At 74.7% G+C, this 25,411-nt stretch carries 13 protein-coding genes; 6 read left to right on the forward strand and 7 right to left on the reverse strand.

Features of this window, described 5'->3' with window-relative positions; all coding sequences use genetic code 11:
* The first annotated feature begins 47 nt into the window (after window positions 1-47).
* Window positions 48-2,330 (forward strand): serine/threonine-protein kinase, encoded by a 2,283-nt coding sequence (locus AC5Y5V_RS07525; RefSeq protein WP_499932361.1) that lies wholly within the window; start codon window positions 48-50, stop codon window positions 2,328-2,330.
* A 3-nt stretch (window positions 2,331-2,333) separates the two neighbouring features.
* Here the strand turns inward: AC5Y5V_RS07525 and AC5Y5V_RS07530 are convergent, their stop codons facing one another.
* Window positions 2,334-2,981 carry a GAP family protein gene (locus AC5Y5V_RS07530; protein ID WP_499932362.1) on the reverse strand — a complete coding sequence of 216 codons (648 nt, stop codon included), beginning with the start codon at window positions 2,979-2,981 and terminating at the stop codon, window positions 2,334-2,336.
* A 142-nt stretch (window positions 2,982-3,123) separates the two neighbouring features.
* On the opposite strand from AC5Y5V_RS07530, the gene AC5Y5V_RS07535 reads away from it, so the two are divergent.
* On the forward strand, window positions 3,124-5,808 hold the full coding sequence (locus AC5Y5V_RS07535) for a PE family protein (RefSeq protein ID WP_499932364.1): 2,685 nt from the start codon (window positions 3,124-3,126) through the stop codon (window positions 5,806-5,808).
* A 179-nt stretch (window positions 5,809-5,987) separates the two neighbouring features.
* Here AC5Y5V_RS07535 and AC5Y5V_RS07540 read toward each other — a convergent pair whose 3' ends face one another.
* Window positions 5,988-7,805 carry a hypothetical protein gene (locus AC5Y5V_RS07540; RefSeq protein ID WP_499932366.1) on the reverse strand — a complete coding sequence of 606 codons (1,818 nt, stop codon included), beginning with the start codon at window positions 7,803-7,805 and terminating at the stop codon, window positions 5,988-5,990.
* Window positions 7,806-7,808: 3 nt separating this feature from the next.
* A complete protein-coding gene (locus AC5Y5V_RS07545; protein WP_499932368.1) occupies window positions 7,809-9,149 on the reverse strand; it encodes a serine hydrolase in 1,341 nt (446 codons plus the stop codon).
* 173 nt (window positions 9,150-9,322) lie between these two features.
* Here AC5Y5V_RS07545 and clpB point away from each other — a divergent pair, with 173 nt between their 5' ends.
* A complete protein-coding gene (gene clpB / locus AC5Y5V_RS07550; protein ID WP_499932370.1) occupies window positions 9,323-11,869 on the forward strand; it encodes an ATP-dependent chaperone ClpB in 2,547 nt (848 codons plus the stop codon).
* Between the two features lie 51 nt (window positions 11,870-11,920).
* Here clpB and AC5Y5V_RS07555 read toward each other — a convergent pair whose 3' ends face one another.
* From AC5Y5V_RS07555 to AC5Y5V_RS07570, 4 genes are all read right to left on the reverse strand, one after another.
* On the reverse strand, window positions 11,921-16,297 hold the full coding sequence (locus AC5Y5V_RS07555) for a PE family protein (RefSeq protein ID WP_499932372.1): 4,377 nt from the start codon (window positions 16,295-16,297) through the stop codon (window positions 11,921-11,923).
* A gap of 129 nt (window positions 16,298-16,426) precedes the next feature.
* Entirely contained in the window at window positions 16,427-19,222 is a 2,796-nt protein-coding gene (locus tag AC5Y5V_RS07560; RefSeq protein ID WP_499932374.1) for a PE family protein, read from the reverse strand.
* Window positions 19,223-19,313: 91 nt separating this feature from the next.
* The gene (locus tag AC5Y5V_RS07565; protein ID WP_499932376.1) at window positions 19,314-20,123 is read right to left on the reverse strand and encodes an enoyl-CoA hydratase/isomerase family protein; all 810 of its coding nucleotides are present in this window, start codon (window positions 20,121-20,123) and stop codon (window positions 19,314-19,316) included.
* Window positions 20,120-23,032, reverse strand: coding sequence for a PE family protein (locus AC5Y5V_RS07570; RefSeq protein WP_499932378.1), 2,913 nt, complete (start codon window positions 23,030-23,032; stop codon window positions 20,120-20,122). Before AC5Y5V_RS07570 ends, AC5Y5V_RS07565 begins: the two co-directional genes overlap by 4 nt.
* Window positions 23,033-23,209: 177 nt before the next feature.
* Here AC5Y5V_RS07570 and ttfA point away from each other — a divergent pair, with 177 nt between their 5' ends.
* The 3 genes from ttfA to pyrE are packed head-to-tail and all read left to right on the forward strand — an operon-like array spanning window position 23,210 to window position 25,409.
* Complete coding sequence (ttfA, locus tag AC5Y5V_RS07575) at window positions 23,210-24,040, forward strand: trehalose monomycolate transport factor TtfA (RefSeq protein WP_499932380.1); 831 nt, start codon at window positions 23,210-23,212, stop codon at window positions 24,038-24,040.
* A gap of 54 nt (window positions 24,041-24,094) precedes the next feature.
* A complete protein-coding gene (locus AC5Y5V_RS07580) occupies window positions 24,095-24,883 on the forward strand; it encodes an SDR family NAD(P)-dependent oxidoreductase (protein WP_499932382.1) in 789 nt (262 codons plus the stop codon).
* A complete protein-coding gene (gene pyrE, locus AC5Y5V_RS07585; protein ID WP_499932384.1) occupies window positions 24,870-25,409 on the forward strand; it encodes an orotate phosphoribosyltransferase in 540 nt (179 codons plus the stop codon). Before AC5Y5V_RS07580 ends, pyrE begins: the two co-directional genes overlap by 14 nt.
* The last annotated feature ends 2 nt before the right edge of the window (window positions 25,410-25,411 follow it).

Consider the following 25,411-nt stretch of genomic DNA (forward strand, 5'->3'; position numbering starts at 1 on the left):
CCGCAATTAGCGTTACCCGCGATATGCCCAGACAAGAGGGAGTCGCGATGACGAATACAGGCGCAGCGATAGGGACGCAGTTCGGTCCTTATGTGCTGAGGCGTTTGCTGGGCAGCGGCGGCATGGGCACGGTGTACGAGGCCCACGACACGGCGATGGACCGGGTGGTCGCGCTGAAGCTGATTTCGGGGCCCTACGCGCAGGATCCGGACTATCAGAAGCGGCTTCAGCGCGAGGCCCGGATCGCCGGACGGCTGCACGACCCGCACGTGGTGCCGATCCATTCCACCGGCGAGATCGACGGGCAGCTGTACGTCGACATGCGGCTGATCAACGGCATCGACCTGGACACGCTGCTCAAGCAGTCCGGTCCGCTGGCGCCGGTGCGGGCGGTGTCGATCGTGCGGCAGATCGCCTCGGCGCTGGACGCCGCGCACGCCGCGGGGGTGCTGCATCGCGACGTGAAGCCGGGCAACATCCTGATCACCGCCGACGACTTCGCCTATCTGGTGGATTTCGGGATCGCCAACGCAGCCACCGAGGCCAGGCTGACGCAGGTCGGCGACACGCTGGGCACCTGGACCTACATGGCCCCCGAGCGGTTCAGCGGCGAAGAGGCCAACGTGACGCGCAGCGCCGACACCTACGCGCTGGCGTGCGTGCTGTTCGAGGCGCTGACCGGCACGCCGCCGTTCACCGGGGACCGCGCGACGCTGGTGGCCTCGCACCTGACTCAGCCGCCCCCGCGGGCCAGTGCCAAGGTGGGGCTGCCGCCGGCGCTGGACGACGTGATCGCGCGCGGCATGGCCAAGCGGCCCGAGGAGCGCTACGCGTCCAGCGGCGAATTCGCCCGCGCCGCCGAGGAATCCGTTGCGAGCCTGGGTGCCGTGACCTCCGCTATGCCATTGCCCACCATGGCGGCCCCCATGACGGCTCCGCCGGCGCACCACACGGCTCCGCCCGGACCGCAAACGCCGCCGCCTGGCCCGCGCACACCGCCGCCGGGGCCGGGGCCGCAGACGCCGCCGCCCGGCGCGCAGCAGTGGGCGCCGGGCCAGTACGGCCCGCCGCCGGTGGCCCCGTGGCCGCAACCCGCTCCGGCGGCCGGCAAGAAGGGCCGGTGGATCGCGATCGCGGCGGTCCTCGCCGTCGTCGTCGCACTGGTGGCCGGCTTCGGGATCTGGAAGCTGACCGGCAACGAGTCGAAAGGTCCGAACCTCAGCCAACTCGATGTAGGGCACTACAACACCAAGCCGCGGTCGTTGACCGGCCCCACGACTAAAGAAGAAGCCGTGTTTCTCGAGTCGTACCGCCTGGCCGAAGGCGTGGTGAATCCGTACGACGTCGACCCCATCCTGGACCACCTGTACGGAACTGCGATCGGGGATTCAAAGGCGGCCGCCACGACGATCTCCGGCACCTCGACCCCGCTCACCCAGCCGGTGCTGGACAAATACGGGATGGTCAGCGCCTATGCGATCCAGGGCTTTGACCGGCGCCTCACCGACTTCCTCCGCGAGAAGGAGGGGGACATGCTGTCGGTGATGTTGACGAGCTTCCCCAACGACGACGCGGCGGCGCGCGCCGCCGCCGAGATGGATGCCGTCGACGCCGCCGTCAACCCCGAGAACAGGGCGGCACAGGTCCCGGGCTACCCATCGGCCAAGGCGCACTATCGGCCGCTTTCCCCCTCGGTTGCCGCGACGATGGCCTCGGGCAAGGTGGTGCTGTCGGTCTTCGTCCGCAGCGACATGCATCCCGACCTGGATTCTTTGTTGAACCGCATCAAGCGCGTCTTGGACCTGGAAAAGCCACTCGTTGCCAGGCTGATTGCCAACGTCGAGGACGGACTCACCGCGTTGACGCGGGATCCGGACAACATGCTCAGCCGAGCATTCATCGAGGGTGAGCCGCCGAAGATATCCGACGGCTACGGCAGCATGGGTCCCCGCGCGGTGATGTCGTGCCCAGACAGCGGGGCTCTTAAGCAAGGGCTGCTCGAGAAGGCCGGGGTCGACCGGTGTGCCAACACTCGCAACAGTCAGCTTCTTCGGGCACGAGACGATAAGGCCGCGAAGGACCTGCTGCCCAAGCTGGTCGAGTCGGACCGGGAGGAGTACATCGACCACGACATCCCAGCGCCCGCGGAGATCCCCGACGCCCGCTGCTATGAGCGAAAGAATCGCATGTGGGCGGACTATGCCAACACCCGCTTCATCTGTGTGGTGACATACGGCCGCTACGTCGCGATGGTGTGGAGCAACGAGGCCAAGGACGCCGGCCAGCGGGCCGCCGCCCAGTACGCGATCCTGGTCAATGCGGCCGCGTAGCAGCTACAGGTGGTGAATGCCCTTGTACAGCACCACCAGCCCGATCAGCAGCAGGATCGCGGCCACCAGCGCGGCGTTGTGCCGTTCCATCCAGGCCTTGAGCCGCTCCAGCGGGGCGTCGGCGCGCTCGCCGGCGGCGACGTAGACCAGGACCGGGATCGCGACCGACGACGCGGCGACCCCGACGAACAGGGCGGCTGACAGCACCGTCCCCCGGACGCCCAGGGCGTCGGCGCCGATCGCCAATCCGGCCGCCGCGCAGATCAACAACACCTTGATGTTCACCACGGTGATCACCACCCCGACCACGAAGGCACGGGCGGGGGTGACGCTGGTCAGCGTTCGCGTCCACCCCGGCAGGTGGTCGTGACCGTGCCGGGTCAGCCAGCGGACGACGGCGAAGACGATCAGCGCGGCGCCGACGCCGATCCGCAGCCACGCCGCCCAGTGCGGCGGAGATTGCCGCAGCCCGCCGAGCCTGCCGGAGATGCCGATGGCGAGCGCCGTGAATCCGCTCAGGCCCACCAGCCAGCCGGCGAGGTACGCCAGGCTGGCCGCGCGGGGCCGCGGCGCGTGCAGGACCAGCACCGCCGGGATGATCGACAGCGGCGACACCGTGATCACCAGCGCCAGCGGCAGCAACTCCACCACTTAGAAACCCCGTCCGTCGGTCACGCCGAGAACCGTAGCGGATTCGGGGCTGTGGTGAAGTGCGGTCGAAACGACCTCGCGCGGCGGGTGGTCAACGTAGTATCTGGCCTGCTGAGGGGTCGTCATCCCGTCTGGAGGTGCTGTGACGTCGTTCGTAATCGCGGCACCTGAGTTCGTGTCTGCGGCGGCAACCGATCTGGCGAACATCGGCTCGACGCTGGGCGCGGCGAACGCGGCGGCGGTGGCCCCGACGACGAGTGTGCTGGCCGCGGGGGCCGACGAAGTGTCCGCGACGATCGCGGCCCTGTTCGGCGCGCACGGGCAGGCTTACCACGCGCTCAGCGCCCAGGCCGAGGCGTTTCACACGCAGTTCGTCCAGCTGATGAACGCCGGGGCCGGCTCCTATGTCCGCGCCGAGGCGGCCAACGTCTCCCTGCTGGATCTCATCAACGCGCCGACCCAGGCGCTGTTCGGGCGCGGCCTGATCGGCAACGGCGCCGACGGCGGCCCGGGGCAGGCCGGCCAGGCGGGCGGCCTGCTGATCGGCAACGGCGGCAAGGGCGGCGCGAGCACGACCGCCGGGGTGGCCGGTGGCCGGGGCGGCGATGCCGGGCTGTGGGGCGACGGCGGTGCCGGCGGCGCCGGATTCAGCGGTGCCACCGCGACCGGCGGCGGCAACGGCGGGTCGGCCGGACTGCTGCACGGCCGGGGCGGCACCGGCGGGGTAGGCGGAAGCATCCTGTCCGGCAGCGGCAACGGGGCCGGCGGCGGAGCCGGCGGCGTAGCCGGTCTGATCGGCGACGGCGGCGCGGGCGGTGCCGGCGGAAACTCCGTGAACGGTTCCGGCGGCAGCGGCGGGGCCGGCGCCGACGGCGGCAACCTGCGCGGCACCGGCGGGGCGGGCGGGGCCGGCGGTCAGCCCGGCGTCAGCGGCGTGGGCGGCAACGGCGGAAATGCCGGTGACAGCGGCCTGTTCGGCGGCAATGGTGGCAACGGCGGCAACGCCGCGCTGGGCGTCGGCGGTGGCCAGAACGGCGTCGCGGGCAACGGCGGCAACGCCCACGGCGTGGTCGGCAACGGCGGCAACGGCGGCCTCAACGGCCTGACCGGCGGCACGCCCGGCAAGGCCGGCCGGTGGATCGGCAACGGCGGCGACGGCGGCTGGGGTCACGCGGGCGCTGACGCCGCGACGTGGTTCGGCAGCGGCGGCGACGGCGGCGCCAGCAACGCCTCCGGGGTGGCCGGGTCCACCGGTGGCAACGCCGGATGGTTCGGCAACGGCGGTGCCGGCGGGGCCGGATTCAGCGGCGTCGACCCGTCGTCGGGTGGCAACGGCGGTGCGGCCGGCTGGTACGGCGGCACGGGTGGCACCGGTGGTGCCGGCGGCAACGCGTCGACCGGCACCGGCGCCAACGGCGGCAACGGTGGCGTCGCGGGCCGGTTCGGCAACGGCGGCGCCGGCGGAGCCGGCGGCAATTCCGCCGATGGATCCGGCGGCAATGGCGGAGCCGGCGGCCACGGCGGGGTGCGGATCGGCAGCGGCGGCGCCGGCGGGGCCGGCGGCAACCCGGGCGTCAGCGGCGTCGGCGGCAACGGTGGCCCCGGCGGCGACGGCGGGACCCGGCTGGGCAACGGCGGCAACGGCGGCGACGCCGCATCAGGCGTGGGTGGCGGGGTGAACGGCGTCGCCGGCAACGGCGGCAATGCGTTCCGGTTCGGCAACGGCGGCAGCGGCGGGCAGAACGGCGTCGGCGGCGGCGTCGCCGGGCAGGCCGGGACGCTGATCGGCAACGGCGGCGACGGCGGGGCCGGCCAGGACGGCACCAACGCCGGGCGCTGGTTCGGCAACGGTGGCGACGGCGGTTCCAGCGTCACCGCGAGCTTCAGCGGTGGGGCCGGCGGCAGCGCCGGAATGTGGGGCAACGGCGGGGCCGGCGGGGACGGCTTCAGCGGCCTGGCGCCCACCCGCGGCGGCGACGGCGGCGCGGGCGGGTTCCTGCAGGGCCGCGGCGGCGCCGGTGGAGTCGGCGGCAGCACGCCGGGCGGTCTCGCGGCCAACGGCGGCGACGGCGGCTACGCGGGACTCTTCGGTGACGGCGGTGCCGGCGGGGCCGGTGGCAGCTCGGGGAACGGCTCCGGGGGCAACGGCGGCGTCGGCGCCGACGGCGGCTTCCTGGTGGGCAGCGGCGGGCACGGCGGGCCGGGCGGAAGCCCCGGTATCGCCGGCTCCGGTGGTAGTGGCGGCGGAGGCGGCAACGGCGGGCTGATCGGCAGCGGTGGCGATGGCGGCAATGCGGCCGCGGGTGTCGGCGGAGGCTTGCATGGCATCGCCGGCGACGGCGGAAAGGCCCAGTTCATCGGCGACGGCGGCAGCGGCGGGCTGGGCGGCCGATCCGGCGGTGCCGCCGGTGGTGCCGGATTGCTGATCGGCAACGGCGGCAACGGCGGGTGGGCGCATTCGGGTACGAACGCCGGCATCCTCTACGGCAACGGCGGCGACGGCGGGCAGGGCTACTCGGGCGCCGCGGGTGCCGGCGGGAATGCCGGACTGATCGGCAACGGCGGCGCAGGCGGTAACGGTGTGGCCCACGCCGGTGGCTACAACGGCGGTGCCGGCGGGAACGGCGGCTGGTTGCTCGGCGACGGCGGGCGCGGCGGCAACGGCGCAAACTTCATGGGGTTCACCGCGACCGGCGGTACCGGCGGTGCGAGCAGGCTCATCGGCAACGGCGGCGCCGGCGGCAACGGCGCGAATGGCGGCGCGGGTGGTACCGGCGGCAGCCGCGGACTGCTGTACGGGACTGCGGGCCGGCACGGTTCGGGTTAGGTCTGGCTGCGGGCGCGCTCGCGCCGTCGCGTTGAGTCTGCGTGTGCTGCGCAGAAGTTCGAGTAGCGGCCGCGGTGAGCGCAGAGTCATTGCGGGGCTGGGGCCAGAAGCGGGCGCGCTCGCGTTGAGTCTGCGTGTGCTGCGCAGAAGTTCGAGTAGCGGCCGCGGTAGGCGCAGAGTCATTGCGGGTTGGGCCCAGACGCGGGCAGAGGCGCGGCGTAGCCGGCCCGCGCGCTGAAGCAGACGTCGGACGCCGGGTCGACGCTGGTGATGACGACACGGTCGAAGGCCCGGTCGGCGGTCGGGACCGCGACGGCGGACGACCCACCGCCGACGAGGTTCGCTTCACCGTTCCGCCGGGGCGCAAACGAGGTCGACCCGTCGGCGAGCTTGATCGAGACGCGGGTCGTCGACCGGGACACGTAGCCGAGCAGCAAGAAACCGTCGGGTCGCGAAATCTGCTTGTCCAGCGGCACGGTGATCGACGCGGCACCGCGCAGCGGATACGGGCAGGGGCTCCCGGCGATCGCCGGGCTGACGGCCTCGGACACCAGCCCGGCCTTGACCAGGTGACCGCTGACGTCGAACACGTACATCGGTTTGCTCGCATCGTCCCAGGCGACCGGATGCCGCAGCACGATCGGACGAAAGATGTCCGACACCCGATGGTTTTCCAGCAGCCTCGGCGCCACCCACCCCGGGGCGAAGGTGTCGTAGATCGAGACGTCGCGGTCGGCGGCGGAGATATCGCGGATCGCGGTCGTCATGTACCCCCGGATCGGGTTCTGCACCCAGCGCCGCTCGAAGCCCGCGACGGTCACGCCGTAGGAAACGACATACGCGAGCACCGCGACAACCGTCCCGAGCGCCGCGGAGGCCCGAGCGTCCACCGGCGCGGCTGGGACATCCGACGACAGCACCCGGTCCCGGATCGCCTCGGCGGTAGGCGCGCCGAGGCACAGCACGATCGTCAGCACCAGCGGGATCGACAGCTCGGAGTAGTAGTGGAAATTCCGGGTGAGTAGCACGCCGATGTAGTCGAACCGGCCCGCGGCCAGCAGGATCGAGCCGCCGGCCAGATAGACCGCGAGGATCAGCCACGCCCGCAACGCCGCCCAACCGTGCCGTCGCACGCCGACGAACGCCACCGTGAGCAGCGCCACCTGCCCGAGCAGCGTGACCGCCACGCCGGGGCGGGCGGCGCTGAAGTAGACCGTGTCGATCGTGAACCACTGCCACGGGCCGCCGACCACCGTGGGGCCCACCGAGTAGACCCAGGATTCCCAGAACACCGTCCAGGCATCGCTGAACCGGAGGTCCAACCGAAGGCCGAACCGCGGATACCCGGCGGCCAAGTAGTACCAGAAGAACCCTACGGCCGGGACCAGGTAAATCAGCCACGCCGCCCAGTCCCGCCGCAGGGCGGTCCACCGCGGGCCGAGATAGAGCAGGGTCAGCAGCACCGGCAGGCTCAACCCCAGCACGGCCTTCTCCCAGAACAGCAGCGCGAACAGCAGACCGAGCGCGCCGATGACCGCGTACCGGTACTTGCGGGTCACGTGGAAACGGACGTGCATGGCGGTCAGCAGCAGGATGCCGATGTGCGTGGGCAGCAGGTTCACCGCGCTGGACAGCGACAACAGCGAGGGCACGACCAGCGGCGAAAACGCATACAGCGCAACCCCGAACACGGCCAGCCGGCCCGGCCCGACCAGCAGCGCGAGCAGGTAACCGAACAGCAGCGTCGCGACGATCTGGGCCAGTACCCGGCAGAGCACCGTCGCGCCGTTGTCGTACGGCGCGAGGTGCGCGATCACCCAGAACGCCGACCGCAGCCCGGGGGTGAAGTGGTCATTGAGGCTCGTCGAGAGGTACGCCCAGTCGTAGGGATGCTTGGCGCCCTCGGCCGTCAGGTTGACGTCGTCCAGGTAGAAGTATCCGGCCGCGCCCAGCGATCCGATGACGGCACCCTGCACCGCGGCGATCGCGACGCCCATCGCCTAGGAGGGCCTGCCCACCATCGCGAACACCTGCTTCGCGATCGAAATGACCCATGCCCCCGCGCTGGGACCGTGGAATCGTGGCCAGTTCAGCTGGAAGCTGACCACCCACGGCTGCCCGCCGCGGTCCACCGCATACCAGCTGAATGTCAGGTCGCCGGGCAGGTTTCCGCCTTTCGCGCCGACGTACGGCCACTGCTGCGGGTCGAGGTCGATGCCCGACGTCGCCGCGAGGATCGGCAGCACCGGGGCGGCGGGCCCGACGGCGCCGTCGTGCAGCGCGACGTGCACCCGGCAGATGTCCTCGGCGTTGCCGTACCACTCCACCCCGTACGCCGAGCCGGGCGAGTGGGCGCGCTTCGGATCGGGTTGATAGGGAACCGAATTCGTCTGGCCCAGCAGCTCTGCCCGGGCCTGCGACGACCGGGCCGCCACCGCGTCCTGCCACTGCCGGCGCAGGTCGGGCTGACCCCATCCGACGGAGAACAGCTGGTGCATCGTCGGGAACGGGGTCATGCTCTGCGGGTCGTGGTGGCCGGTGGCGACCAGCGCGCGCTCGACGGCGGGCGTGCCGACGCGGTCGATCAGCAGGTCGGTGGCCATGTTGCTGCTGACGGCGATCATCTTCTCCGCGGCGGCGCGGACCGAGATCTTGGAACCGGGCGGAAATTCGTCCACCGCCGCGAACTCGACGGCCCTGGACTGGCTTGTCACGCTCAGCTGGTCATCCCACGACAGGGTGCCGCCACGCACCGCGTCGGCCACCGCATACAGCACGTAGAGCTTGAAAATCGAAGCGAGCGGCAGCGATTCGGCGGTGTTGGTGCCGGCGACCCGCTCGCAGCGCCCGTCGTTGACCTTCGCGACCTGATAGGAGTACCGGGCTTGCGACTTCGCGATCTCGGTGTCGATGTCGGCCCATGACTTGATCGCCGGCGGGACGATGTCGGCGTCGAACCGGTCCACCAAGCCGAGGTCGTCGGTGTGCACCTTGATGTCATGCTTTGCGCCGAAGGAGTTGAGCACGTGCAGGACGACATGCGCGGGGGAGTAGTCGACCCCCGACAGCGTGAACGGCCGGTCCCACCAGAGCTGCTCCATACGGGCCCGGACGCTGGGGGCCGCGTTGGGCGCCGCCATCTTGCCGACGTTGTCCGCCACGATCGGCCAGTCCGAGTTCAGCATGTCCAGGGCCTGCTTGGCGCGCCCGCCGCCCGGATAATTCGTGTTGATCTGCACGGTCGCGTTCGACGTCCCCGCCCGCGGCGTCGAACAGCCGCCGCAGAGCAATGCGCAAACCACCATGATCGCGCACCCGAGGCGATGGACGGAGCTGCTCATGAAGGCTTCCCTATTCGGCGGGTCAAGGCCGGCGAACGGCCGTGAATGGAATGCTAGAGCGTGCTTCGGCAAAATTCGTTAAACTTGAGCGGAACAGACTCAACCTTGACGGCGTTGAACTACGCGACAAGCATTTTTACCAACCCTCTTTCTAGACCGAACGGAGGCTGTCCGTGGACTCTTTCAACCCGACAACCAAAACGCAGGCGGCCCTGACGTCGGCGCTGCAGCTGGCAACCGCCGCCGGCAACCCGGAGATCCGTCCCGCCCACCTGCTGATGGCGTTGCTGACGCAGAACGACGGGATCGCCCCGCCTCTGCTGGAGGCTGTCGGCGTTGAACCCGCGACCGTGCGCACCGAAACCCAGCGCCTGCTGGACCGGCTGCCGCAAACCAGCGGTGGCGGGTCGCAGCCGCAGCTGTCCCGCGAGTCGCTGGCGGCCATCACGACGGCTCAGCACCTGGCCACCGAGATGGACGACGAGTACGTCTCCACCGAGCACCTGATGGTGGGGCTGGCCACCGGCGACTCCGACGTCGCCAAGGTCCTGACCGGCCACGGCGCTTCGCCGCAGGCGCTGCGGGAGGCGTTCGTCAAGGTGCGCGGTAGCGCCCGCGTCACCAGCGCCGATCCCGAGTCCACCTACCAGGCGCTGGAGAAGTACTCCACCGACCTGACCGCGCGCGCCCGCGAGGGCAAGCTCGACCCTGTCATCGGGCGCGACAACGAGATCCGCCGCGTGGTGCAGGTGCTGTCCCGACGTACCAAGAACAACCCGGTGCTGATCGGTGAGCCCGGCGTCGGTAAGACCGCGATCGTGGAGGGCCTGGCCCAGCGCATCATCGCGGGCGACGTGCCGGAGAGCCTGCGCGACAAGACCGTCGTCGCCCTGGACCTGGGGTCCATGGTGGCCGGCGCCAAGTACCGCGGCGAGTTCGAGGAACGCCTCAAGGCCGTGCTCGACGACATCAAGAACTCCGCCGGACAGATCATCACGTTCATCGACGAGTTGCACACCATCGTCGGCGCCGGCGCCACCGGCGAGTCGGCGATGGACGCCGGCAACATGATCAAGCCGATGCTGGCCCGCGGCGAGCTGCGCCTGGTCGGCGCGACCACGCTCGACGAGTACCGCAAGTACATCGAGAAGGACGCCGCCCTGGAGCGCCGCTTCCAGCAGGTGTTCGTCGGCGAGCCGTCGGTGGAGGACACGGTCGGCATCCTGCGCGGGCTTAAGGACCGCTACGAGGTGCACCACGGCGTGCGGATCACCGACTCCGCGCTGGTGGCGGCGGCCACGTTGAGCGACCGCTACATCACCGCCCGCTTCCTGCCGGACAAGGCCATCGACCTGGTCGACGAGGCCGCCAGCCGGTTGCGGATGGAGATCGACTCGCGGCCCGTCGAGATCGACGAGGTCGAGCGCCTGGTGCGCCGGCTCGAGATCGAGGAGATGGCGCTGGCCAAGGAATCAGACGATGCGTCGCGCGAACGTCTCGAGAAGCTGCGCGCGGAACTGGCCGATCAGAAGGAGAAGTTGGCCGAACTCACCGCCAAGTGGCAGAACGAGAAGAACGCCATCGACATCGTGCGGGAGCTCAAGGAGCAGCTGGAGGCGTTGCGCGGGGAGTCCGAGCGAGCCGAGCGCGACGGTGACCTGGCCAAGGCCGCCGAGCTGCGCTACGGCCGCATCCCCGAGGTGGAAAAGAAGCTGGACGCCGCGCTGCCGCAGGCCGAGGCCCGCGAGAACGTGATGCTCAAGGAAGAGGTCGGTCCCGACGACATCGCCGAGGTGGTGTCGGCGTGGACCGGCATCCCGGCCGGGCGGATGCTCGAGGGCGAGACCGCCAAGCTGTTGCGCATGGAAGACGAGCTGGGCAAGCGCGTCATCGGCCAGAAGAAGGCCGTGCAGGCCGTCTCCGACGCCGTGCGGCGGTCGAGGGCAGGGGTCGCCGACCCCAACCGCCCGACCGGGTCGTTCATGTTCCTCGGGCCGACCGGCGTCGGTAAGACCGAGCTGGCCAAGGCGCTGGCGGAGTTCCTCTTCGACGACGAGCGCGCGATGGTCCGAATCGACATGAGCGAGTACGGCGAGAAGCACTCGGTGGCCCGGCTGGTCGGCGCCCCTCCCGGCTACATCGGCTACGACCAGGGTGGGCAGCTGACCGAAGCGGTGCGGCGGCGTCCGTACACCGTCATCCTGTTCGACGAGATCGAAAAGGCACACCCGGACGTGTTCGACGTGCTGCTGCAGGTGCTCGACGAGGGTCGGCTGACCGACGGCCAGGGCCGCACGGTCGACTTCCGCAACACGATCCTGATCCTGACCTCCAACCTGGGATCGGGCGGTAGCGAGGAGCAGGTGATGGCCGCGGTGCGGTCGGCGTTCAAGCCGGAGTTCATCAACCGGCTCGACGACGTGATCATCTTCCACGGCCTCGAGCCCGGCGAGCTGGTGGCGATCGTCGACATCCAGCTGGCCCAGCTGGACAAGCGGCTCGCGCAACGGCGGCTGCAGCTGGAGGTGTCGCTGCCGGCCAAGAAGTGGCTGGCCCAGCGCGGGTTCGACCCGGTCTACGGTGCCCGGCCGCTGCGGCGGCTGGTGCAGCAGGCGATCGGCGACCAGCTGGCCAAGATGCTGCTGGCCGGTGACGTGCACGACGGCGACGTGGTGCCGGTCAACGTCAGCGCGGACGGCGACTCGCTGGTCCTGGGCTGAGCAAGCGCGAAGCGCCGGGCGCCGCCTTTCGGGGCGGCGTCCGGCGCTTTTCTAGGCCGGCCCACCGGCGCCGCCGGTGCCGCCCGTGCCCGGGGTCGTGCCGACGTGCGGGTTCCCGGTGCCGCCGCCGCCTCCGGCACCGCCGGCGCCGTCGCCGCCGTCACCGCCGTTGGCGCCGTCGCCACCCGGGCCGCCGCCGATCAAGGAGGGGCCGCCGCCGCCGCCGTTGCCACCGTCGCCGCCGGCCGCATTGATACCGTCGCCGCCATTGCCGCCGAGGCCGCCTTTACCCCCACTACCGCTTTCGAAGCCCCAGCCGCCTCTGCCCCCGTTACCGCCGTCGCCCCCGTCGGCGCCGTGGCCGGTGCCGCCGTTTCCACCCTTGCCGCCGATGCCGCCGTTGGTCGGATAGCTGGTCGAGCCCGAGTCGCTGCCGTCGCCGCCGGCGCCGCCGGCGCCGCCGTTGCCGCCCTTCCCGTTCCCGCCGATGCCGCCGTCGCCGCCGGCTCCGCCGGTGCCGCCCGCGACGACGCCTGCTCCGCCCGTGCCGCCGGCACCACCGTTGCCGCCCGCCGAATTGGTGGCGTTGCCGCCGGTGCCGCCGGCACCACCGTTGCCGGCGGCACTGGCGTAACCGCTGGTGCCGCCTCTGCCGCCGCCCCCGCCCTTGCCGCCAGGCCCGTTGACGCCACTTCCGCCATTTCCACCGGCTCCGCCGGCGCCTCCGGCGGTGGTGTTGGGTACCCCTGTCCCGCCGCCGCTGTCACCGTCGCCGCCCTTGCCGCCGTCGCCGCCACCGCCGACGCTGCCGTTGCCGCCGTCGCCGCCGCGTCCGCCGGCACCGCCAAGGGCCGCGGTGTGACTGCTGCCGCCGTAGCTGCCGTTGCCGCCGTTGCCGCCTGCGCCGCCGATTGCACCGTCACCGCCCTTGCCGCCGTCGCCGCCGGCACCGCCGTTGGCCGTGGCGGAGGTGCCGCTACCCACGGTCGACTTGCCACCGGCTCCGCCGTCGCCGCCCTTGCCGCCGGTTCCGGTGGCACCGCCCGATCCGCCTTCGCCACCCCTGCCGCCGTTGCCGCCGTTGCCGCTGCTGTTGGTGTCACCGTTGCCGCCGTTGCCACCCGTCCCGCCGGTGCCGTTGTTGCCGGCGGTGCCGTTCGCGCCGCCGTTGGTGCCGATGCCGGCCGCGCCGCCGAGCCCCGCGGTGCCACCGGTGCCGCCGTTGGCGCCCGCGCCTCCGTTGCTGCCGGTGTTGCTGCCGCCGACGCCGCCCGTGCCGCCATTTCCGCCGAGGCCACCCCGGCCACCGGCGCCGCCGCCCGTCCCGCCGATGCCGGCTCCGCCGTTGCCGCCCTGCCCGCCTTGGCCGCCCTGGCCGCCCTGGCTGCCGTCGCTGGGCGATGCGGAGGTGCTGCCCGCGTTGCCGGCGCCGCCGTTGCCGCCGGTGCCGCCGGTGCCGCCGGTCCCGCCCTTGCCGATGCTGCCGTTCGCGCCGCCGTCGGTGCCGGCGCCGGCCGCGCCCGCGGTTCCGCCGGTGCCGCCTTTGCCGCCCTGGGCGCCGCTGCCGGAGGTGATGCCGGTGTTGTTGCCTCCGGTGCCGCCCTGGCCGCCCTGGCCGCCGACGCCGCCCTTGCCGCCGTCGCCGCCGCCGACACCGCCGATGCCGGCCCCGCCGTCGCCGCCCTGGCCGCCTTGGCCACCCTGGCCGCCCGGGGCGCCGGGCAGCGGATTGGTGGCGGCGCCGGGGCTGGCGCCGCCGGTTCCGCCGCTGCCGCCGGTTCCGCCGGTTCCGCCGGTTCCGCCCTTGCCGATGCCGCCGTTCGCGCCGCCGTCGGTGCCGGCGCCGGCCGCGCCGGCGGTGCCGCCCGTGCCGCCCATGCCGCCCTTGGCTCCGTTGCCGCCCTGGACGCCGGCACTGCTCGTTCCGGTGTAGGAACCGCCTGTTCCGCCTTGGCCCCCCTGGCCGCCGTTGCCACCCTTGCCGCCGGCTCCGCCGTGGGCGGTGCCGTCTCCGGCTCCGCCGTCGCCGCCCGTGCCGCCGGCTCCGCCCTGGCCGCCCTGGTGTCCGTCGGTCGGGTTGGTGGTCGAGTCGTCGCCGTTGCCGCCGGTGCCACCTTGGCCGCCCGTGCCGCCCGTGCCGCCCTTGCCGCCGGTTCCGATGCTGCCGTTCGCTCCGCCGTCGGTGCCGCTGCCGGCCGCCCCGGCGGTGCCACCGGTACCACCCTTGCCGCCCTGGGCGCCGGTGCCGCCGGTGGTGCCGGTGTTGTTGCCGCCGGTCCCGCCGGTGCCGCCCTGGCCGCCGATGCCGCCGTTGCCGCCGGCGCCGCCGTGGGTTCCGCCGTCGCCGCCCTGGCCACCGGCTCCGCCCTGGCCGCCCTGGTCGCCGATCGTCGGGTTGGTGCTGGCGCTGGTGCCGTTGCCGCCGGTCCCGCCGCCGCCGCCCTGACCGCCGGTGCCGCCCTTGCCGCCGGTGCCGATGCTGCCGTTCGCGCCGCCGTCGGTGCCGCTGCCGGCCGCGCCGGCGTCCCCGCCGGTACCGCCCTTGCCGCCCTGGGCGCCGGTGCCGCCGGTGGTGCCGGTGTTGTTGCCGCCGGTGCCGCCTTGGCCGCCCTGGCCGCCGACGCCGCCGTTGCCGCCGGCGCCGCCGTGGGTTCCGCCGTCGCCGCCCTGGCCACCGGCTCCGCCCTGGCCGCCCTGGTCGCCGATCGTCGGGTTGGTGGTGGCGCTGGTGCCGTTGCCGCCGGTGCCGCCGCCGCCGCCCTGACCGCCGGTGCCGCCTCGGCCGCCGGTCCCGACGCTGCCGTTCGCTCCGCCGTCGGTGCCGCTGCCCGCCGCGCCGGCGTCGCCGCCGGTACCGCCCTGGCCACCCTGGGCGCCGGTGCCGCCGGTGGTGCCGGTGTTGTTGCCGCCGGTCCCGCCGCCGCCACCGGTGCCCCCGACGCCGCCCTGGCCGCCGGCACCGCCGTGGGAGACTCCGTCTCCGGCGCCGCCCGCGCCGCCCTGGCCCCCGGCGCCGCCTTGGCCGCCCTGGTGACCGGCGGTGGGCGCCAGGGCGTCGCTGCTGCCGCTGCCGCCCTGGCCACCGCTGCCGCCGTCGCCGCCCTTGCCGCCGGTGCCGAACTGGCCGCCGGCCCCGCCGGTGCCGCCGGCGCCGCCGTTCTGGCCGATCGCGGTGGCGTCGGCGCCGGCGCCACCGGTCCCGCCGGTGCCGCCGGTGGTCGGGGTCGAGCCGGCCGTGCCGCTGTGGCCCGCGACGGAGCCGGCCCCGCCGACCCCGCCGGCGCCACCCTTGCCGGGGTCGCCGCCGACGCCGCCGGTCCCGCCGACTCCTGTGCCGCTGTTGGTGAAGGTGCCGATCCCGCCGGCCCCGCCGTTGCCCGGGGTGCCGCCGGCCCCGCCGGCACCGCCGTCGCCGCCCGCACCCTGCGTCCCGCTGTGGCCGAACATGCCGCCCGCCCCGCTTGCCCCGCCGCGGCCGCCTGCCCCGCCGGCGCCGCCTTCACCGCCGCTGCCGCCGGCCTGACCCGTGGCCGCCAGCGCCGTCGCGTCGGCGCCGTCGACCCCGGCCCCGCCCGACCCGCCCTGGCCGCCTGCTCCGCCGTGGCCGCCGGCCCCGCCGGTGCCGGACAGCCGCCCGCCCGCGCCTCCGGCGCCGCCGTCGCCCCCGTTGCCGCCGGCGATACCGGTACCTCCGGATTCGCCCGCCGCCACGCCGGCGGCACCCGCGCCTCCCGCCACGCCGTCGCCGCCGACCCCGCCGGTGCCGCCGGTCCCGAACAGGCCGGCGGAGCCGCCGGCGCCGCCCTTCCCGCCGCTCGCGCCCGCTGCCGTGGCAGTTCCGCCCGCGCCGCCGTTACCGCCGCCGCCGGCCAACAATCCGCCGCGGCCGCCGGCCCCGCCCGCCGCGCCCGCACCGCCGGAACCACCGTTTCCGCCATGGCCCAGCAACCCCGCCGAGCCTCCGTTGCCGCCCGCGACGCCGGCCGTCGTCTGCGAATAGCCGTCACCGCCGTCGCCGGACAACAACCCGCCCGCGCCGCCGTTGGGGTGTGCGGCCGTCCCGTCGGCGCCGTTGCCGACCAGCGGACGCCCGAAGATCGCGGCGGCCGGCGCGTTGCCGAGCGACAACAGGGCCTGCAGCGGAGTGGCGTTCGTGGCCTCGGCCGCGGCGTAGGCGGAGCCGGCGCCGCTGAGCGCTCGCACGAAGTCGTCGTGGAAAGCGGCGAGCCGCGTTGTCAGCGACTGATATTCGCGGCCATGGTTGCCGAACAGCGCGGCGATCGCCGTCGACACCTCGTCCTGGGCGGCGGCCGCCAGCCCGGTCGTCGGCAGCGCCGCCGACCCGTTCGCGGCGCGCAGCGCCGATCCGATACCCGCCAGGTCGGAGGCCGCCGCTGAGAATGCGTCCGGCACCGCAATCAAGGACATGAGAAATACCCCCTCGGCAGCACGGTCACCCTTGACCGCGAATTGTCGGCGACGTAAACGCTACGCGCGCGCGGAGTTGCGCAGTGGGGTTTTCAGCAAACTTCTGCAAGCCGCCCCCGCGACAGCGGCCTAGGGCTGGCCGCCGCCCTTGCCGCCGGTACCCGCGGTGCCGCCGGTTCCGCCGGTCGTGCCGATGTGATCGCCGCCGGGTCCGCCCGGGCCGCCCTGCTCCCCGATCAGGTTCTTTCCGTTGCCGCCTTGGCCGCCGGCGCCGCCGTCACCGCCGTCGCCGCCGGCGCCGCTGTCGGAGCTGCCCCCCGCCCCGCCGGTGCCGCCCATACCGCCGGTCCCGCCCGCGACGGTGGCATTGCCGGTACGGCCCAGTCCACCGGTGCCGCCCTGGCCGCCCTCGCCGCCGCTGGTGTCGCCGTTGCCGTGTCCGCCGGTGCCCCCGCTGCCCCCCGCACCGCCGAGGGCCGCGTTGGTCGTGGCTCCTCCGTTGCCTCCGGCCCCGCCGCCACCACCGGTGTCGCCGGCGCCACCGTTGCCGCCGGCGCCGCCGTCCCCGGCGGCCGTGCCTCCGCCGAGACTCGCGCCGCCGTTGCCGCCGAGCCCGCCGTCGCCGCCCTTGCCGCCGACGCCGGCGCCGCCGTCGCCGCCCCTGCCGCCGTCGCCGACGGCGATGTTGGTGCCGGTGGATCCGTTGCCGCCCTCACCGCCGTCGCCACCCGCCCCCGCGATGCCGTTGCCGCCGTGGCCGCCGTCGCCGCCGTCGGCGCCCCGCCAGTTCGATAGCTGGGGATTGGTGCCGCCCACGGCGTCACCGCCGTCGCCGCCCTTTCCGCCGCTGGTGCCGTTGCCGCCGTTGCCGCCGTCGCCGCCGGCGCCCACGGTGAGGCTGAACGTACTGCCGCCGGTGGTGGTGCCGCCGGTACCGCCGTTGCCACCGGCACCGCCGGCGGCGGCAGTGCCGCCGTCACCGCCGTCACCCCCTCGGCCACCGGCACCGGCGACGGTGCCGCCCTGCAGGTTGCCGCCGTTGCCGCCATTGCCTCCGCGCCCGGCGGTGACGCCGGAGCCGTCCGTTCCGTGGTCGCCGTCGTGGGCGCCGATGCCGCCGTCGCCCCCGCTGCCGCCCACGCCGGAGTTGCCGCCCTTGCCGCCGTTGCCGCCGTCGCCGCCGGTGAGTGAGACGTAGGTCGCGGGGGCGCCGTTCGCGCCGTTGCCGCCGGAGCCGGGGGTCCCTGCGTTGGCGCCCTTGCCACCGTCTCCGCCGTCGCCGCTGAGTGCCTGACCGGACGTGCCGACGCCGCCGGTTCCGCCGTCCCCGCCGCGGCCGCCGTTCCCGCCGCTGCCGGCATTACCGCCGTCGGCGCCGTTGGCGCCCGCCGTGGTCGCGTTGGCGCCGGTGACGCCGTCACCGCCGACGCCGCCGTTTCCGGCGTTACCTCCGGCCCCGCCGACACCCCCGCTGCCGGCATGGCTGCCGCCGTCACCGCCGGCGCCACCCGCGCCGCCGTCGCCGCCCTTGCCGCCGTCGCTGCCGTTGCCGGTGGGCCCGGTGGTTCCCACCCGACCGTCGGCCCCGTTGCCGCCGATGCCGCCGGCACCGCCGTTGCCGTGCTTGCCGCCGGTGCCGCCGCTGCCGCCGGCCGCCCCGTTCGCCCCCGGCGCGTTGCCGTCGGCGCCGGTGCCGCCGGCCCCGCCGTCGCCGCCGGTGTTCGGCGTGCCGCCCGCCGCCCCGTCGGCGCCACGCAGGTAGCCTGCCCCGCCGGTGCCGCCCGCCCCGCCGAGCCCGGGGTCGCCGCCGTGCCCGCCGGCGCCGCCGACGCCGTTGTTGACGAGCCAGCTGCCCGTGGCGCCGGCGCCGCCGTTACCGGGCGTCCCGCCGCTGCCTCCGCTGCCGCCGGTGCCGCCGATGCCCTGGTTGGCGGCCGGGCCCCAGGTGCTGGTGCCGCCGGCCCCGCCCTTGCCGCCGTCGCCGCCCGCACCGCCGCCGCCCCCGTCGCCGCCGTCGGTGCCGTCGGCGCCACGCACCGGCCCGACGGCCCCGTCGTGGCCGATCCCGCCCGCGCCGCCGCTGCCTCCCGCGCCACCGGCGCCGCCGACGCCCCCGGGCCCGACGAGGGTGCCGCCGGCGCCGCCGGCCCCGCCGTTACCGCCCGCCCCACCGCCGCTGCCGAGCCGGCCGTCGGGCGCCGCCGCCGTCCCCGGGGTGCCCGCCGCGCCGGCCGCGCCGAGACCGCCGGCGCCGCCCGATCCGCCGGCGCCGATCAACCCGGCCCGTCCGCCCGCGCCGCCGTCGCCGCCGGCCACGCCGGCCGCCGTGGCCGCCCCGCCGGAGCCGCCACCGCCGCCGTTGCCGTAAAGCGAGCCGCCGGCCCCGCCGGCCCCACCCGTCGCGCCGGCCCCACCGGCCCCGCCGAGCCCGCCGTTGCCGAGCAGTCCCGCGTCGCCCCCGGCCCCGCCGCGCAGGCCGGCGGTGGTCTGCGAGTAGCCGTTGCCGCCGTTGCCCCACAGCAACCCCCCGGCGCCGCCGTCGGGGTTGGCCGAAGTGCCGTTGGCGCCGTTTCCGATCAACGGCCGAGCCAGCAGCGCCTGGGTGGGCGCATTGATGACGCCGAGCGCGGCCTGCAGCGGCGTGACGTTGGCCGCCTCGGCGCCGGCGTAGGCCAGCCCGGCGGCGCGCAACGCCGCCACGAACTGCTCGTGAACCGCGGCGGCCTGCGCGCTGAGCACCTGGTATTCGCGGCCGTAACCGCTGAACAGCGCCGCGATGGCGGCCGATACCTCGTCGCCGGCTGCGGCGGCCAGCCGCGTGGTCTGCAGCGCCGCGGTCGCGCGCGCCTGGTCGAGCGCCGAACGAATCGCGGCCACATCTCCGCTCGCCGCGACCAAGACGTCAGGCGTAGCGACCAACGACATGAAGTGCCCCTTCCGGACGCCCCCGTCGTTGCATCGAAATATCACACGAAGGCGACCGCGGGTCGCGGTTCGGCAAAGCACATAGAACGCTCTAATGACGCGGGCGCAGCTCGAACTCCCGCGTCTGGAAGCCGGCCTCGTTGACCGCCCGCAGCAATGCGCGCGCGGCGGGCTGGCCGGCGGTTTCGCGCAGCAGCTGATCCTCGAGGCGCAGGCCCGTCACCAGGTCACCGGCGGCGGCGTCCACGGCCCGCTTCGCGGCGGCGATCGCGTTGAGCGGGCTGGCCGCGATGCGGGCGGAAAGCTTGTCGACGAACGGCCGCAGCTGCTCGGCCGGCAGCGCACGGTTGACGTATCCCCAGGCCTCGGCGGTCGCGGCGTCGACGTCCGCGCACCCGAGAATCACCTCCAGGGCACGCGAGCGGCCGACCAGCCGCGGCAGTCGCTGCGTGCCGCCGCCACCGGGCACGATCCCCACCGAGACCTCCGGATGGCCCAGCACCGTGGTGCCGAGCGCGGCGTAGCGCATGTCGAACGCCATCACCATCTCGCAGCCGCCGCCACGGCAGAGGCCTTCGATGACGGCGATGGTGGCCTTCGGCAGCGTCCGGATCCGCTCCGTCATGGCGTGAAAGAAGGACAGCTCCTCGTGCAGCCCGACGTCGCCCTCCGGCAAATAGCTCAGCAGCGAGACGTCCGCGTGCACGACGAAGATCTCCGGATCGGCGGAGTCGACGACCAGCACTCGCACGTCGTCGTCGGCCGCGACCTCGCCCAGGAGGCGGTCGATCTCGCTCAGCAGCGGGATGTCCAGCAGGTTGACGGGTGGGTGGTCGATGGTCGCCCGGCACACGCCGTTCGCGGTCGCGACGCGCAACAGCTGGTAGTCCTGGTACGTCACGGCTGCCCGCCGCCCTTGCCGGCGGTGCCGCCGGTGCCGCCGAGGCCGCCGGCGCTGCCCTGGTGGGGGTTGCCGGGTCCGCCCGGGCCGCCTGGGCCGACGGGCTTGCCGCTGCCGGAGCCGCCGACCCCGCCCCCGCCGCCGGCGCCGCCGTCGCCGCCGACGCCGAGGTCGGAGCTGCCTCCGTTGCCGCCGGTGCCGCCCTTGCCGCCGTTGCCGCCGTTGCCGCTGGCGGAGCCCGTGCCGCCGTTGCCGCCGTCTCCGCCGGTGCCGCCGACGCCACCGGCGCTGGTGCCGTTGCCGTGCCCGCCGACGCCGCCGGTGCCGCCGTCGCCGCCGGGCGCGGCGCCCATGCTGACGCTGCCGCCCTTGCCGCCGCCGCCGCCCTGACCGCCTCCGGCGTCGCCTGCGCCCCCGGTCCCGCCGGTCCCGCCGGTACCGCCGGGGCCGGTGATGGTGCTGGCGCCGTTTCCGCCGGTGCCGCCCTTGCCACCGGTCCCGCCCAGGCTGTCCCCGCCCTGGCCACCCGCGCCCGCGGCGCCGAGGGTGCTGTTACCCAGCGAAGTGCCGGCGGTGCCGCCGTGTCCGCCGTTCCCGCCGTTGCCGCCGATCCCGGTGCCGCCCGCGCCGCCGTCGCCGCCGTCACCGGAGCTGGTGCCCCGGCCGGCGCCTCCTCCGCCGCCGTCACCGCCCTTGCCGCCGGCCCCGCCGGTGCCCGTGCCGCCCGTGCCGCCGTCGCCGCCGTCGCCGCCGGTGATGAAGTTGCCGTTGCCGCCCGACGCGAAGCCGCCGGCCCCCCCGTCGCCGCCGGTTGTCCCCGCACCGCCGTTTCCGCCTCGGCCGCCGTTACCTCCGGCGCCGTTCGACTGGCCGCCGGTGGGCGGGTTGCCGCCCCGGCCGCCGGTTCCGCCGGCCCCGCCGGCGGCGTCGAGGCCGCCGTTGCCCCCGTCGCCGCCGCTGCCGCCGTTTCCGCCGGCGCCGGAGATGGCTTGCACGTTGCCGCCGGCGCCGCCGTCGCCGCCGCGACCGGCGGTGTACGTGATGCCGTTGCTGCCGTGGCCGCCGTCGGTCGAGCCGGTACCGCCCGTCCCGCCGATCCCGGCGGCCCCCGAGTCGCCGCCGCGGCCGCCGCTGCCCCCGTTGCCGCCGGTGCTCGAGGTGGGGGTGGCGGGCGCGCCGGTGCCGCCGGTGCCGCCGTTGCCGGCAACGCCCGCGTTGGCGCCGTCGCCGCCGTGCCCGCCGACACCGCTGGCGGCCTGGCCGCCGACGCCCGTTCCGCCGACGCCGCCGTCCCCGCCTTTACCGCCGTTGCCGCCGCTGCCGGCGTTCCCGCCGTCGCCCCCGCCACCACCGACTCCGGCCGCACCGGTTCCCGTGCCGCCGTTGGTGCCGGTGAGCCCGTCGCCGCCGGTGGCGCCGTTGCCGGCACGGCCGCCGGCGCCGCCGATCCCACCGGTGCCGCCTTTGGCCCCGCCGTCGCCGCCGATGCCTCCGGCGCCGCCGTTTCCGCCGCTGCCGCCGTCGGTGCCGTTGCCGTCGAGTCCGGTGCGGCCGGCCAACCCGTCGGCGCCATTGCCGCCGATGCCGCCGACCCCGCCGTTGCCGTACATTCCGCCGTTGCCGCCGGCGCCACCCCTGGCTCCGTCGGCGCTGGGGGTGCTGCCGTCGGCGCCGGTGCCGCCGTCGCCGCCGTTACCGCCGCTCTGCGCGCTGAAACCGGCCGCGCCCGTCGCTCCCGGGGTCAGGCCCGCGCCGCCGGTGCCGCCGTGTCCGCCGAGGCCGGGATCACCGCCGTCGCCGCCCCGGCCGCCGATGCCGAAGTGGACGCCCGACTCGCCGCTGGCCCCGTTGCCGCCATTGCCGGGAGCGCCGCCGGCGCCGCCCGCCCCGCCGGCCCCGCCCACGCCCCGGTTGGCCGCCTGTCCCAGGGCGTTGGCGCCGCCGGCCCCGGCGTCGCCGCCGGCCCCGCCGTCGCCGCCGAGCCCGCCGTTGCCACCGTCCGTGCCATTGGCCCCGCGCACCGCCCCGGTCTGCCCGTCGTGGCCGAGGCCGCCGGCTCCGCCGACGCCACCGGCGCCGCCGGCGCCGCCGACGCCGCCGCTGCCGGACAGGTATCCGCCCCCGCCGCCGATCCCGCCGGCGCCGCCCGCCCCGCCGGTGCCGCCGGCCCCGCCGTCGGGGGCGAGAGCGGTGCCCGCGGTTCCCGCGGTGCCGGTCGCGCCCGCTCCGCCGGCGCCGCCGGTCCCGCCGACGCCGAACAACCCGGCGTGACCGCCCGCCCCGCCGTTGCCGCCGGCCGCACCCGCCGCGACGGCCGCCCCGCCCGCCCCGCCCACGCCGCCGTTGCCGGCCAGCAGGCCACCGCTGCCGCCCGCGCCGCCGGCCGCGCCCGCGCCGCCGGATCCGCCGAAGCCGCCGGTGCCGAACAGCCCCGCCGCGCCCCCGGAGCCGCCGGTCAGCCCGGCCGTGGTCTGCGAGTAGCCGTTGCCGCCGTTGCCCACCAGCAATCCGCCGGCGCCGCCGTTGGGATTGGCCGCGGTTCCGTTGGAGCCGTTGCCGATCAGCGGGCGCCCAAGCAGCGTCTGGGTGGGCGCGTTGACGAGTTGTTCCACCAGCTGCAGCGGTGTGGCGTTGGCCGTCTCGGCGGCCGCGTACGCCTGACCCGCGCCGCTCAGCGCCCGCACGAACTGGTCGTGAAACGCCGTCGCCTGGGCCTGCAGCGCCTGGTACTGCCGGCCGTAATCGCCGAACAGCGCGGCGATCGCCGCCGACACCTCATCCCCGGCCGCGGCGATCACCCCGCTGGTCGGTGCCGCCGCGGCCGCGTTGGCCTCCGCCAGCGCCGAACGGATCGCCGCCGCGTTGCCCGCAGCCTCAATCAGAGAGTGGGGTACCACCAGCAAGGACATGGAATTCCTCCGGAATGGGGTGACCGCGCCGGATCGGACGCTGATGCAAAAAGCTACTCGGCGGTTGCCCGGCCAGGCGGGCTTTTCGTCAACCTCGACCACCGCCAGCAAACCTTAATTTGGTTGTGACCTGGTCGGATTCTCTGTTCCGGTCACACAGCAGATACGCTAGGCGGGATGGTTCCGCTTTGGTTCACGCTGTCCGCACTGTGCTTCGTCGGTGCGGCGGTATTGCTGTACGTCGACAACGATCGGCGGCGCGCGCGCAGCAGGCGCCGCAAATCGTGGGCGCGGTCGCACGGATTCGACTACGAGCGCGAGTCGCCGGACATCCTCAAGCGCTGGAAGCGCGGCGTGATGTCGTCGGTGGGCGACGTCGTCGCGCAGAACGTCGTGCTCGGTCAGATCCGCGGCGAGGCGGTGTACATCTTCGACCTGGAGGAAGTCGCGACGGTGATCGCGCTGCACCGCAAGGTCGGCACCAACGTGGTGGTCGACCTGCGGCTCAAGGGCCTCAAAGAGCCTCGGGAGAGCGACATTTGGCTGCTGGGCGCGATCGGCCCGCGGATGGTGTACTCCACCAACCTGGACGCCGCGCGGCGGGCCTGCGACCGGCGGATGGTCACGTTCGCCCACACCGCGCCCGACTGCGCCGAGATCATGTGGAACGAGCAGAACTGGACGCTGGTCAGCATGCCGATCGCCAGCACTCGCACCCAGTGGGACGAGGGCCTGCGCACGGTGCGCCAGTTCAACGACCTGCTGCGGGTGTTGCCGCCGCAGCCCCAGGACAGCGCCGAGGAGCAGGCGGTGCGCAGCTCCGCGCCCAGCCGTCCGGTGGCGCAGACCGCGCGGGCGGAATTGCCGCCCCGACGCTCCGGTACGGACGTGGCGGGGTTGCTGTCCGAGACGGGTCGACGGCCCGAGCCGGTGCGCCGCGACGAGGGTCAGACCCAGGCCGCCAGGCACCAGCCTAACGAGCACCAGGCCACGAACTACCAGCGCTGATAGCGCGCGGGGGGCCTCGGCTCCGGCCGGGCCGCCGTCATTACTATGTCGCTCATGCCTCGTCCCGTCGCGTTGATCACCGGGCCGACGTCCGGGATCGGCGCCGGCTACGCGCGCCGCTACGCGCGCGACGGATACGACCTGGTGCTGGTCGCCCGCGACGTCGACCGGCTGAAGCGGTTGGCGGATGAGCTGGCGGGTCCGTCCGGGGGTGCGGGGCAGATCGAGGTGCTGCCCGCGGACCTGGCCGACGCCGCCGACCGCGACAAGGTTGCCGCGCGGCTCGCCTCGGCCGGTGGAGTCCGGGTGCTGGTCAACAACGCCGGCTTCGGCACGTCCGGCGAGTTCTGGACGGCGGATCCCGCCCTGCTGCAGCGGCAGCTCGACGTCAACGTCACCGCGGTGATGCATCTGACCCGGGCCGCGCTGCCGGCGATGCTGGACGCCGGAGCGGGCACCGTGATCAACATCGCCAGCGTCGCCGGCCTGGTGGCCGGCCGCGGATCCACCTATTCGGCGTCCAAGGCGTGGGTGATTTCGTTCACCGAGGGCCTGGCCGGCGGCTTGGCGGGCACCGGCGTCAGCGTGCACGCGGTGTGTCCGGGGTTCGTGCACACGGAGTTTCACGAGCGCGCCGGGATCGACGCGCCCAAGGTGCCGTCGTTCATGTGGCTGGAGGTCGACGACGTGGTCGGCGAGAGCCTGGCCGACATCGCCCGCGGCCGGGTGGTCATCATCCCGAGCGTTCAGTACAAGGCGATCGTCACCGCGGGGCGCCTGATCCCGCGAAACCTGTTGCGAGTTGCGACTAAACGGATCGGCGGTGGTCGTGGGCGTACCTGAGCGGGACGAGCTGGCGGAGCTGGTGCGGCGGCTCTCGGTGGTCCACGGACGGGTCACGCTGTCGTCGGGCAAGGAAGCCGACTACTACGTCGACCTGCGGCGCGCCACCCTGCAGCACCGGGCCGCCGCGCTGATCGGCCGGCTGATGCGCGAGCTCACCGCGGACTGGGACTACGCCGTCGTCGGTGGCCTCACCCTGGGCGCCGACCCGGTGGCCACGGCGATGATGCACGCCCCGGGCCGCCCGATCGACGCGTTCGTGGTGCGCAAGTCCGTGAAAACCCATGGCCTGCATCGCCTTATCGAGGGTTCCGAGGTTGCGGGGCAGCGCGTGCTGGTGGTCGAGGACACCAGTACGACGGGCGGTTCGGCGCTGACCGCCGTGCGCGCCGTCCGGGAGGCCGGCGGCGAGGTCATCGGCGTGGCCACCGTGGTGGACCGGGCCACCGGCGCGGCGCAGGCCATCGAGGCCGAGGGTGTGCCGTACCGGAGCGTGCTCGGACTGGCCGATCTGGGGTTGGGCTAGGC

The organism is Mycobacterium sp. NGS68, assembly GCF_059812195.1.

Coding starts and splice junctions, on each gene's coding strand:
- AC5Y5V_RS07525 (WP_499932361.1), top strand. CDS start 48: ATGACGAATACAGGCGCAGCGATAGGGACGCAGTTCGGTCCTTATGTG.
- AC5Y5V_RS07540 (WP_499932366.1), bottom strand. CDS start 7,805: ATGGGCGTCGCGATCGCCGCGGTGCAGGGTGCCGTCATCGGATCGCTG.
- AC5Y5V_RS07545 (WP_499932368.1), bottom strand. CDS start 9,149: ATGAGCAGCTCCGTCCATCGCCTCGGGTGCGCGATCATGGTGGTTTGC.
- AC5Y5V_RS07555 (WP_499932372.1), bottom strand. CDS start 16,297: ATGTCCTTGATTGCGGTGCCGGACGCATTCTCAGCGGCGGCCTCCGAC.
- AC5Y5V_RS07560 (WP_499932374.1), bottom strand. CDS start 19,222: ATGTCGTTGGTCGCTACGCCTGACGTCTTGGTCGCGGCGAGCGGAGAT.
- AC5Y5V_RS07570 (WP_499932378.1), bottom strand. CDS start 23,032: ATGTCCTTGCTGGTGGTACCCCACTCTCTGATTGAGGCTGCGGGCAAC.
- ttfA (WP_499932380.1), top strand. CDS start 23,210: ATGGTTCCGCTTTGGTTCACGCTGTCCGCACTGTGCTTCGTCGGTGCG.
- AC5Y5V_RS07580 (WP_499932382.1), top strand. CDS start 24,095: ATGCCTCGTCCCGTCGCGTTGATCACCGGGCCGACGTCCGGGATCGGC.